Origin of the sequence: Cytophaga sp. FL35, from assembly GCF_014349235.1 — a bacterium.
In the GTDB taxonomy this organism is placed as follows: Bacteria; Bacteroidota; Bacteroidia; order Flavobacteriales; family Flavobacteriaceae; genus Euzebyella.
Window position 1 is genome coordinate 113,388 of sequence record NZ_JACSOH010000015.1, and the last position, 12,316, is coordinate 125,703.

9 protein-coding genes are annotated in these 12,316 nt (G+C 38.1%); 3 read left to right on the top strand and 6 right to left on the bottom strand.

Annotation, left to right across the window (positions count from 1 at the left end; genetic code table 11):
* Positions 1-16: 16 nt before the first annotated feature.
* Positions 17-1,114: a YncE family protein gene (locus tag BIZ36_RS13325; protein ID WP_187458398.1), complete on the bottom strand. Its 1,098-nt coding sequence runs from the start codon at positions 1,112-1,114 to the stop codon at positions 17-19.
* A gap of 384 nt (positions 1,115-1,498) precedes the next feature.
* Here BIZ36_RS13325 and BIZ36_RS13330 point away from each other — a divergent pair, with 384 nt between their 5' ends.
* Complete coding sequence (locus BIZ36_RS13330) at positions 1,499-2,068, top strand: RNA polymerase sigma factor (RefSeq protein ID WP_187458399.1); 570 nt, start codon at positions 1,499-1,501, stop codon at positions 2,066-2,068.
* A gap of 2 nt (positions 2,069-2,070) precedes the next feature.
* Positions 2,071-2,829 (top strand): tetratricopeptide repeat protein, encoded by a 759-nt coding sequence (locus BIZ36_RS13335; protein ID WP_187458400.1) that lies wholly within the window; start codon positions 2,071-2,073, stop codon positions 2,827-2,829.
* Here BIZ36_RS13335 and BIZ36_RS13340 read toward each other — a convergent pair whose 3' ends face one another.
* The 5 genes from BIZ36_RS13340 to rnhB all read right to left on the bottom strand — a co-directional run bounded on the left by BIZ36_RS13340 (position 2,830) and on the right by rnhB (position 10,024).
* Positions 2,830-5,592: a CHAT domain-containing protein gene (locus tag BIZ36_RS13340; RefSeq protein WP_187458401.1), complete on the bottom strand. Its 2,763-nt coding sequence runs from the start codon at positions 5,590-5,592 to the stop codon at positions 2,830-2,832.
* Between the two features lie 148 nt (positions 5,593-5,740).
* Positions 5,741-7,111, bottom strand: a complete 1,371-nt coding sequence (locus BIZ36_RS13345; protein ID WP_187458402.1) for a S8 family serine peptidase — start codon at positions 7,109-7,111, stop codon at positions 5,741-5,743.
* Between the two features lie 23 nt (positions 7,112-7,134).
* Positions 7,135-7,833, bottom strand: a complete 699-nt coding sequence (locus BIZ36_RS13350; RefSeq protein ID WP_187458403.1) for a TapB family protein — start codon at positions 7,831-7,833, stop codon at positions 7,135-7,137.
* A 21-nt stretch (positions 7,834-7,854) separates the two neighbouring features.
* Positions 7,855-9,192 carry an OmpA family protein gene (locus tag BIZ36_RS13355; protein ID WP_187458404.1) on the bottom strand — a complete coding sequence of 446 codons (1,338 nt, stop codon included), beginning with the start codon at positions 9,190-9,192 and terminating at the stop codon, positions 7,855-7,857.
* Between the two features lie 232 nt (positions 9,193-9,424).
* Positions 9,425-10,024, bottom strand: a complete 600-nt coding sequence (gene rnhB, locus BIZ36_RS13360; protein ID WP_187458405.1) for a ribonuclease HII — start codon at positions 10,022-10,024, stop codon at positions 9,425-9,427.
* 133 nt (positions 10,025-10,157) lie between these two features.
* On the opposite strand from rnhB, the gene BIZ36_RS13365 reads away from it, so the two are divergent.
* Positions 10,158-12,158, top strand: a complete 2,001-nt coding sequence (locus BIZ36_RS13365; RefSeq protein ID WP_187458406.1) for a putative porin — start codon at positions 10,158-10,160, stop codon at positions 12,156-12,158.
* The last annotated feature ends 158 nt before the right edge of the window (positions 12,159-12,316 follow it).

The following is a 12,316-nucleotide window of genomic DNA, read 5'->3' on the forward strand; positions in this document are numbered from 1 at the left end:
AAAAAGACTTTTCCATCTAAATGGAGAGATCAACTTTTAAAAGCTTGCCTTCATTATCTCGTTCACCATAGACCCAGAAATTAGAACCGTCGTAGGCCACACCAAATATTCGAACATTTGGTATACTATATGAATTGACTACCTGCAACCCATCGCTTACATCGCATTTATATAACATGTAACCGGAGCATATATAGAGATGATTGTCTTGATAATCGAGGCCGTAAGGTCTTGTGCCATCTAGTTCAATGGTTTGTTCAATGGTATCGGTATTGTAATTGTAGAGGTATAGCGCATCTTCGTTGCCACTGGCGGCCCAAATTCTCATTTCATCCATAGAAGCTAAACCATAAATCCAAGATCCTAAGTCTAAAGATTCCTCTATGAAAGCGTTATCAAATTCATTATGGATATAAAATTTCCTAGAACCGTTGTCACTTTGGAAAAAGTATCTATCTATACCGGTATATTTTTCGATTTCTACTGCATAGGCACTCCTGGTGGTAGTTATGGTGCCATCTAAAGCGAAGGTTTCAGGGTTTACAAGGCCTATATCATCAGCTTCATATCCATTGCCGACCAAAATTTGGCTACCATTCCATGCAATATCAACGCTATCGGTCCACGGAGCATCGCCTTCATCCAAAATAGTGAGTTCTTCTACCCATTGGCTGTCACTAATTGCTTCATTTTTAGATAGTGTTACTGAACCATCCGGAAAGCTTAATACCAATTCATCCTCAGTCACAGTGTAATTGGCCAAGGAAGATCCAAAACCATAATTGATGGTTATTTGACTGTTTTCTTCATCATGGGTGTAATTGGCATTGTTTAGGTTTCTAAAGCCCGTTTCATTTTCATCTAGTGTGATCAAGGTATTGTCAGGATTAATGATAAAATAACTGGTATTTTCATAACCATAATAGTCAGTTGAGCTAACGGCCCAGGTACCATCAATTTTAGGAGGCTCTTCTTCAGGGGTCTCTTCTTCGGTTGTTTCTTCTGGAGTCGTATTTTCAATTACGGGTTGTGGTGAGTCATCGTCCTTTTTACAATTCGTGAAAATTACAGAAGTAAGAATGACAAAGGCGATTAAAAAGACTGAATTTTTCATAATCTTAATTTTTAGTTACATTACTTAATGGTAGTAAAAACCATAGGTTAACATGGGGTTCAATTTGTTTTATGATTCCCAACCACTACAATAAGATTTCGGAATAGAGGGTGAGAACTGCCACTAGGGCAATAATGAGCAGCCACTTAATAATTTCCAATCGTTCATACATTTCCATCAATTTCAATTTTTGGGGTTCCCTCTTTTATGTAGAATGGAGTAGAAGGTTAACATGTGAAGAAAAAACTAAAAAATTTTAGTGTAGTAGGTTTACTACAAAGCCTTGTGCAGAGGGCTATTCGAAACAATCGAGAACATGATGGTGCCAAAAAAATACTATTTTAGCTAAATACCCTGTTAACCTTCTCATTAGATATACATTAAATGAAAAACGACCTGGTAGACATTTCTTTGGATCAATTGCGAAAAGGTGCAGATAAAGACCTTAAGAAGATCTACGAAGACAACAGAGCCAAGTTTTTAAACTTTGCACGACGCTATCAGTTGCCTGAAGATGATTTAATAGATTTTTACCAAGATGCTTACATCATCTTCTATAATAATGTGATGTCCGGTAAATTAGAGCATTTAAGTAGTAGTATTTCTACTTATCTGATTTCTATCGGAAAACATTTAATCTTTGATCGAATGAGAAAAAATAAGAAATCGGTTTCAGAAAAGTTCGACCTGAGCAGAGTTGGTGATACTGATGAGCAGATAAGTTCCTTTGAATTGGAAGCGCCGGAGCTAAGCCATGAACAGCGACTTTTACAGCAACATTTTAAGAGTTTGGGCGAAAAATGCCAGCAATTACTGACCCTATTCTATTATCGTGGCTTAACGATCCAAGAAATAATGGAAGCTGAAAATTACAATAGCGAAAATGTGGTGAAGGCCGCCAAATCGCGATGTATGAAAACATTGAAGGAAAAAATCAAATCTAATACCTACTAGCCATGGATAAAGAAACATTACTTTATCAGTATTTCTCAAATCAATTAACACCTAAAGAACAGGAAGCCTTTGATGCGCTCTTGGAAACCGATTCTGAATTTAAAGAGCAGTTCGATTTTGAACGGAGTGTGCAAGAAGTCATCAGAGACCAAAAATCATCTGATTTAAAAGAGAAGTTAAAAGGTTTTGAGCGCGAAATTAGTTCAGGGCAAGAAGAAAAAGTAGTTACCTTAAAACCTGAGGCTAGCTTTAATAGTTATAAAAAATGGATGATTGCCGCGTCAATTGCTCTTTTCATGGGATTGGGTTATCTGGGATTCGATAATTTATCCGGGCCAAATTATAATCGACTTTATGAGGAGAATTTTCAGAATTACCCGAATACCGCATATGCCATCACCAGAGGTGAAACTGATGAAGATACATTGAAACGGGAAGCCTTTGTGGCCTATGAAACCGATAATATCAATGAAGCTATTTCACTTTTTAAAAGGCTTAAACAAAAAGAGGATTCTGAAACGGTCAACTTTTACTTAGCACAATCATATTTGCAAGCAAACCAAACCCAAGAAGCCATTACCTTGTTAGACAATGTTATTAAAGTGAATGGAGAATTCAAACCACAGGCCCTATGGTATAAATCACTGGCCTATTTAAAATTGAAGGAGAAAGATAAGGCACTTGTAAGCTTGAATGCCCTTGTTGAAGATGGTAGGTACAAAAAAACGGAAGCTACCGGCCTTGTAAAAGAGTTGGATTGATCAATGTTTTCTCTGCTTGCGTACTAGAATGAATCCCGCAAGGGTAATGGAAAGGGCAAAGAGCAAGCCCCCAAATAACCACCATTTACTTGTGCTTTGTGCCAATGGGGCATCGTCTCCAATTACAATTAAGGCAGCCCAATAACCCGGTCCAAAATTGGCGTCTTTGTTCGCGTGTAAATAATCAAGTTTTGCTTCTCGCAATGCTTTCGACTTGCTATAGCCCTGATCAAGATTTTGATAGAATCGGGCCATTATTTCCTTACTACTTTTATCGTTTGTTGACCAAAGCGATGAAATAACACTTTTGGCCCCAGCATGAAAAAAGCCTCGAGCCAAGCTCATGGCCCCTTCGCCCTTTCTTAACTCTCCAAGAGAAGTATTACAGGCGCTCAAAACAACCATTTGTGCCTCTGTTTTTGTTGCGTACAACTCATTTAAATAAATCTTTTTGTCACTAAAGGCAATCCAAGGGTTTCCGTTACTCCCGACATCTGCATGGGTAGATAGGTGAATTATTTTATAATTGGGTAATTTCTCTAGAAAAATGTTTTTCGTCGCGGAATCGTTAAAGTAAGTGTCGCCTTTAAAATGTGCATGGGCGGCATCGATTTCCAAGGGGCTAAAATGCAATTTTTGAAGCCCAAGATCTTTAAATTCAACAGGAGCCAATCCTAAAAAATCATGGTTGGGATTATTTTTTACCTCTAGCTTGGCATCTAAATAGGAGATGGAGTAGGCATATGAAATTTCACTGTCTTCAATTAAATAGCGAGAAGTTTCTATGTCAGTAACAAAGGCCTCAAAAGGAATTTGTTGTAAGAGGTAATCGGTTACTATGATTACTTTTTTATCGATCAGTTCTTCAAAAACAGAGGGAGGTATCAATTTGGTGAAAAGTTTATGGGAACTGTCTTTATACCCATCCATTTTAGAACGTGAGACTTCAAGATCTGTCATCTTACCGTAGAGATCGATTAATTCTTTTTCGAGTTGTTCCGGATTTTCAATTTTGAAGAATGTCGTGGAATCGTGACTGTTCAATAGTCCATAGCCTTGATTTTTATTCAGTATATATTGTAGAACGGTCTGGTTTTCTTTTACATACTTCGATTTGAAGCTTTCATAAGGTAGAATTTGAATTTTCCTCTTTAAATTTTCATATTCAGGATAAGCCTTTTTCAAAGAATCGGCAAAAAGGTGGTACCCCTGTTTTACGTCATACACTATTTTTTTTAGGGAGTCTTTTAAAGCCGCATCTGTTTCGTTCTGAAGCTGATTTTCAAAAAGGAAAATATCCTTTTTAAGAAGAAATTCGCGTTGAGAAAGTTCTTGAGGTATTTGAGCAAGTTGCTTTGCCTGTTCTTCGCTAATATCTTCTAAGAGCAGTAAGGCTTTATTACGCTCCATAAAATAATAGGCTTCTTCGGGCAGGTTGAGCAAGTAACAAACCTCTACAGCTTTTGAATAAAGAGAAGCTCCTTTTTCTCTCCAGAAATATTTAGAGCGGTTTTCTGAACTTTCGTTTCTGATCAAGTCTATCAATTGATCGGAGAGACGTACCGTTTCCAAGGCATTTTGCAAAAAGTCTTCATTACGCTCCTCTTCGTAGTAACTTAACCATCCATTGGCCTTGGTAATCAAATGGTTCAACAGGTAAATCTTATCGGGTACTACTTCAATATCCTTGATCGAGGGTAAACTGGTAATATCAGTTTGCGGTGTTTTGTCAATGAGCCAGAAAATGGCTTTTTGGTAATAGTTCATTGCCCTCTTAAAATCCTTTTTCGCTAAATAAAGGTCTCCTAAGTTTTCAAAGGGAAGAGAATAATTAGGGTCATAGCTAGTTGACTTATTTAGGTAGATTTCCCCAATATCATAATGGTTGAGTTTTACTTCCGAAAAACCAAGACTGTTGTATACCCTGGCCAATTCGTTTGGGTAAAGGGCCAATGAATCTGACAAAATCTTTTTGTGATACTCTATGGCCTTTTTATACTCTCCGAGCTCAATTAACCGATTGCCTTCAGTTTGGTAAATTCTATTATAATAATAGCTGTCTTCTATGCCTGATCGTTTCAATAGAGAGTCTGCTTTGTGAAGATTGGCGCTAATCTGATTGGAAAATTGGGCAATACCCATAATAGAAAAAATCTCGGCTTTTATAATATGGGCATCGATGAGGTTCTCTGAAATTTCTTTTTCAGTATTTGATATAATAATTTGGTCAAATTGCTCTAGGGCTTTGTAAAAGTCGCCTGTTTCAAGATATATTGTGCCAAGTTCGACCTTTGCATTTTCCATTTTAGAAACATCCTGTCCGTTATTTACAAGATAGAGAAAGGCTTCTTCGGCCTTAAAAATTTCCTCTTTCAAGTGATAAAAAGCTCCAAGGTTATAGGCCGTTTTTTCAAGTGACCCAATTGGTAATTCATCAATTTGTTTTTTTAGTGTTAGTGCTTTCTCTGTAAATGTAATGGCTTTATCAAGGTCTGTATCATTGCCATCGTTCCACCAATTTTCGTAGTACCATTTGCTTGCCACGTCATGATAACAATCTGCTAGGTCATTATCGTTAAGTCTTGATTTGTATTTGTTGAAAAAGAGGGTAAGATGGGCTTCAATGGAATCTTGGGGTTGTTGACTATTGATGATTTTCAACAATTCATCTTGTTGCGATATAGCTTCTAATGGATATAGCAATAATTGAAGTATGATGCTCCAAAAGAAAAGAACCAATAATGGAGGGCCTTGCTTAAACATTTATGACATAATGTAGCCTACAAAATACAACAATTGAAAAGAAGTAAGTTAACGTAATTAGGCAAAAAGAGCATTTGATGGTTGCAGGTTGTAAATAAAAAGTCCCCTGGTTGTATACCAAGGGACTCCAAATATTCACAAGTAGAGACTATTCACGAACAATCACGCGACTTTCTTCTATTTTTCCATCTAACTCAGAGGAGCTGGTAACTATGGGTAAATTCAAAATTTGAGATTTCAAACTTTCTGATACCAGACCGGTTTCACGATGCGTAATGGCCGCTAGAGCGGTCATGGCAGCAGCAGAATAAGAGGTGCCATCCAATAATATTGTTTGACTCGATCCACTAGCGTCTCCAAGTGAAATTTCATACCCATTGAAGGCCATAGCAACCTGTACGCTTTCAATCCCAAAATTTGATTTTTCATGTAGTTTGGGTTCATAAGTATTATCGTCAACATCATTGTAACCGGCTACAGATAACATATTTTTGCTTCTGTAGGATGATAAAAAGTGACCTTCAGTGCCATTGTCATTATCTCTGCCCTCATTACCGGCCGAAGTTACCACAAGAACTCCTAGGTCGTTCAACTCACCTAACAAATGAGCGTATATATTATTGCCAGAGCTGAAATATTCACGATCGACCGCGCCACCAAAACTGGCATTTACAATGTCAATGTTGCCTCCATTCTCGTTGATAGATTTTACGTATGCCAAAGCGCATAATATATTCCAGTAGGAACCATTTCCACTAGCATCAAAAACTTTCAGAGGTAGTATTTGATAATTCACGGGGTCATCTTCCGCATCTAAAATGTCAGTAATGATTTTAGTTACGTAGGTGCCATGGCCGTTTTCATCTAAAATATCTTGATTGCCTTCGATGAAATTCCATCCAGATTGGGTGCTTATACAATCACTATAAGCGCTGCTGGGGTAAAGAACGTTCCTTGACGAAGAAACAATTTCGGGTCGAAAATAATCAACCCCAGTATCAAGAATAGCGATGTTGACTGTACTTCCATCAATCGGGGCAATTAAATCAGGTTCCCCACCACTTTGTCCTTGCGCCGTGTACGAAGGCATCACTGGTAAAGAGACTATAAACGATTGTTGACCTTCAATTCTATTTCTAGGGCTTCGTCTGGGCAATCGATCAACTACCCCCTCAATTAAGACTTCCACATCCGGTGTTGCGGGGTCAAATTGCCACATTTCAATATCGTCACTACCACAATCACATTTTAAAATTTCTAAGCCAGGGTATTCGGTGGAAACACTATCCCTTATTTCAGTCTTTCTTTGATCGCTCACCCCGTCATACGATACAATGACCTCGTTGGGTGATAGGGTGATTTTATCCATTTCACTGCTAGCGCCCTCATCTACAATAATTGCATTGGGGTCAACCTCATTATCAATAGGGTTTTCGTCACCATCGTTCCCGTAGTGCCATTTATCACAGGAAGATATGCCTATAATCAAGGCCGTTAAGAAAATAAACTTGGTTTTCATCAGTGTTGATATTTTAAGGTTTATTATTTAGTGAATTTGGTAAGCTCTGTACTGCTCATCAAATTGCCATTACTTTTATAGGTTTCCTGTTTGATCATGCCAATACCCTCGGCAAGCCACAACTTAGATTTTGTTTCAATGGTAGCCCCCATAGTTTTTGCGGTGCTGTTTTCCGTTAGAAGGTAACACTCAAAAGAACCCGCGGGAGTGGTAATGGTTTCCTTTTTCTCAACCTTTCTATCAGTTTGGTCAACGCTTACGTTCATTTTAATACCAGACATGTTCATGGCCATGCTTACGTTGGCATCTGACAGTTCTTGGCCAACGGCTAAATCATTGGGCAATTCGATATCGGTACCTGATATATCCATTTCCAGACCCATTTCAGAATATTGCTGCATCATCTGCGAGGGGAACAACGATTCATAATCAATTTTCACTAGTCCGTTTTCACAGGTAAATGAATAATCGGTAGCGAAGACTTCTTTACCTTTTTTGTCAGTATATTTCATATCAAAAGTGGCGGCCGTTGCAGCGCCTTCCGAGCGTACTTCACTAATGGTGTAATTAATAACACCGTCTTCCTTTCCTTTTTTATTGTAGCTGGTATATTCAAAAGAACTACCCTCAGTAAGCGGGTAAAACTTACTACAGCTGTCTTGAGCTAAAATTTGTCCGGTAGTAATGATAAGTGCTATAAATCCTACAATTGTCTTTTTCATTTTATTAAAGTATTTCTATAATTATATTTTGATGAATTCTACTCTTCTATTTTGAGCTTTTCCTTCCACAGAACCGTTATTACCTATTGGTTCGGTTTCACCCTTACCTTCGGTAGTTAACCTATCACTTGATATATTATAAATGGAGACCAAGGCGTTCTTTACGGATGCTGCCCTCTTTTGGGAAAGTTGCATGTTTTTCTGGTCGTCGCCATCGCTATCCGTATGGCCCACAATTTTTAAATTCAATGACTTATTTTGTTCTAGCACTTGATATATTTGACGTATAATGCCCATTGACATGGGTTGAATATTGGCCGACCCACTTTCGAATAAAATACCGTTGGTTGATATTTTTCCATCTGCCAATAGCTTTCGTCTTAGGTCAACTCCTCCTTTGGCAACTTTAAAGTTGCTGAGGTAAATCCCTTCTTTGTTAGTGTCAATTCCTCTTAGGGAAAATTTAATTCCTTGCATTTTAACCCCTTCCGGAAGCAATCTCGGCACATCAACATATTTGTTTTCATTGATCCAAAACCGAAACCTTTGTCCATTTACGGCCACCGAAATATGGTGTTTGTCCATAACGGTAGGTCTTAAATCTGCTGCGATGGTGTTTCTTATAACACGGGCTCCGTTGTGGTGGTTTTCTACCACAATGCCAACATCGATAAATTGACAAAAGGAATATGAAGCGGAGCCCCAGTTAGCACCCTCATCAAAACTGTTGGTGTCACTTACCATTACTTCCAAGAAAGATTGGGAAGAGGTTTTGTTGTCGAGCCCTTGGGCAATCACATCAAATTCTAGGGTAAAATCTTCCGGTAATTCCGTTACATCAGGTATATAAGCCGTGTTAAAGCCTGGGAGAATTTTCAGCCATTTTTCATCATAGTCGTCAATCGTTACCAAATCACCACTGCTGTTGGTGTTCCATTTACTGGGAAAGTCACCCACAAAATCATTTTCAAAAGCATCTAAAAACAGGGTTTCATCACCGGGAACGAAATCAAATTTGCTATAGATTTTTATGGATTGCGGGTCCGTAGAAGTTGGGGCTGCGGAGGGGTCGTTTTCGACTTCCCTGATGTCTACGGATTCGGTATCTGAATTCGGACTCGGTGCCTTTTGTTTTGGAGGATTGGTTTTTTTTGAACTTCCGGGTTCTAAAATGCTGTCTAGAACCTGGTCTGTCTTTTCGGTCGTTTCTTTTTCTACCCGACGTTCCACGGTTCTTTCTGCAGCTCTTTCTGCTGCCTTCCCAAGCCTTTTAAGAATTTGTCCATTGGCATCAGGGGAGAAAAAAACTAAAATGGATAAGGTAATTACTGCTTTAAGGAACTTTGTAATGCGTTTCATTGCTACATAATTTAGTGTTTGTGTGAAAGGAGAAACTCAAAGCTTCAATTCGTCTTTGGAGTATTCTCTCACTATGTTAATGAACAATAACCTAATAAGGTTAACACCAAAACTAAATTATATGTATCATCCCTAAAGGGAATTTGTACTTTTTGCCACCATTAATTGTATGATTGGTAGTTATTTATGTATAAATGGCGGGTAACTTTTATAAATGGTTTGTAAGAAAATTTTAAAAATTGAGCTCTAATTGCTCAGGAAGTAGTCTAAAACTTTTTCTGTGGTATTTGGTAGCACCATATTTTTTAATGGCTGCCCTATGTTCTTTCGTAGGGTAGCCTTTATTCTTTTTCCAATTGTACATAGGGAATTCCTCGTGAATTTTTTCCATGTAGGCGTCTCTATGCGTTTTTGCCAAAACGGACGCAGCTGCGATACTCATATATTTTCCATCGCCCTTTATAATGCATTCATGAGGTATGTTTAAAAAAGGTTTGAACCTGTTGCCATCTACAATTATAAACCTTGGCGACACATCAAGCTTTTCAAGTGAACGGTGCATGGCCAAAATGGATGCATTTAAAATATTGATTTGATCTATTTCTTTTGGATATACATGTACAACACCATAACAGAGTGCTTCGGTTTCAATTAAAGGTCTTAAGATTTCTCTTTTGGTGTGTGAAAGTTGCTTGGAGTCGTTTAGTAAAGCATTTTTAAAGGTGTCCGGTAGTATAAGAGCGGCTGCAGTGACCGGTCCTGCAAGACAACCTCGCCCGGCCTCATCGGTTCCAGCCTCTAAATTCTTCAGGTGATGATAAGGTAATAACATAGAATGTGGTAGAAAATAAATGGAAGCAACTTACCATTATTATGGAACTAAAAAAAACGTTAATCCCGTAGTTTAAACTTTCACATTTAATTACGAACTAAAAAAATTAACTTTACGGCCGTAATCTTCATAAATGAGTCGATTTCTAAGTATCCTTTTATTTTGCCTTTTAGGCTCCTATGCATTTTCTCAAAGAAGGAATGGTCCTCCACCAAGTTCTAGTGATTCTATAAAGGTCGATAGTTCTAAACGAAATTTTGACCGCATGCCTGTCGGGGCAGATTCTACACAGAAGGAAATTACAATTAAGAATTATAAGATTATCTCCTATGAAAGGGATACTACCTATCTGGATACTACCCTTACCATTCAGAAAGAATATAAGTATAACTACCTACGTAAAGATAATTTCGAGCTAATGCCCTTTGCCAATGTGGGCCAACCTTATAATAAATTGGGTGTAGATTTAAAGAGGAAGACCTTTTATCCTTCTTTGGGGGCATCTGCCCTGCACTATAATTATATGGAAGTGGCGGATATTGACTATTATAATGTAGCTACTCCCATGTCCGATCTATTGTTCAAAACCACCTTTGACCAAGGTCAATTATTGGATGCCAACCTGGCCTTTAATACCTCACGCCGACTCAATTTTTCCATCGCCTACAAAGGATTTCGTTCTCTTGGTAAGTATGCCTACAACCAAGCAGAGTCCGGCAATTTTAGAACTACCACCAATTATGTGACCCAAAATGGACGGTACAGTCTACGGGCACATGTGGCCGCACAGAATATAGACCTTCAAGCTAATGGCGGCTTATCCAATGCAGAAACTCAGTTTGAAAGTAAAGATCCTGATTTCTCCACCAGAAATAATATAGACGTACGTTTCAGGGATGCCCTCAACAGAATTTTGGGTAAAAGGTATTACTTGGACCATTTGTATAAATTGGTTAAGAAGAATAATGACTCAAGTAGAGTTGAGAAAACCTCATTGGGTATTGGTCATGAATTTACATACGAGACCAAATATCATAGTTTTAATAAGACGGCCGCTTCTTCTTATTTGGGTGATGAACTGGTAACTCCAATATCGGACAGGGCCAATTTAAAAACAATGTATAATCAAGTTAATGCACAATTTTACAATAAGACTTTAGGTAGGTTGGAAGGGAATATTTCTCTTTATAATTACAATTACTTCTTTAATAGCCTTTTAATTACCGAAGATGGAAGTTTAATTCCCAATCGTTTAAAAGGGGAGGAGGTAGCTGTAGGGGCTGAATATGAAAAAAGGATAAAGGGTTTTGATTTTAGGGCCTCCGGGCAATATAATATTTCAGGGGACCTGGGAGGGAATCTACTACGAGCTTCCACAAGCTATAATTTAAATGATAAGTTAGAATTGAATGCAGGTGCGCAAGTGTCGTCTCAAATGCCCAATTTCAATTTTCTATTGAATCAAAGTGATTTTGTCAATTACAATTGGTACAATCTAGAGGAGTTTGAAAAGGAACAGATTTATTCGGTCAACATTGGGGTCAAATCCAAAAAGTGGGGTCAGATTACCTTGGATTATACCACGGTCGATAACTATACCTACTTTGGCGAGGAGCCAGATTTGACAGCTGCCACTACCAATGCGACCTCCATCGTAAAACCGTTTCAGGAATCAAATGTGCTCAATCACACTAAAATTAAGTATCTAAAGGAGTTTAAATTGGGTAAATGGGCCTTGAACAATACGGTCATGTACCAAAACGTCTCACAAGCCAATCAGGTATTAAACGTTCCACAGCTCGTAACTAGAAATACCCTTTATTTTTCTTCCGATGTTTTTAAAAAAGCCATGTACTTGCAAACAGGTGTGACCTTAAAGTACTTCACATCCTATCATATGGATGCTTACAATCCGCTTTTGGGAGAGTTTTATATTCAGAATGTGGAAAAACTTGGGGCTTATCCAATGCTTGACTTCTTTATCAATGCCCGCGTGCAGCAAACACGAATCTATTTAAAGGCGGAGCATTTTAACTCTTCCATGGGCGAAACCAATGATTTTTATTCCGCCCCAAATTATCCCTATCGCGATTTTGTAATCCGATTTGGTTTGGTTTGGAACTTCTTTTCATAATAGTAGAAAGTTTTTTTCTAATTAACGTGTTGCTTTTCAGTTAGTTTGAATTTAACCTAAAAAAAACCTTGAAAAAATAGTTGCGGGGCTAGGAAATGGTGTTACATTTGCAGCCCGAAAAACAACGAAGGTTGTTGTCGGGGACGCTCATTGAAAGT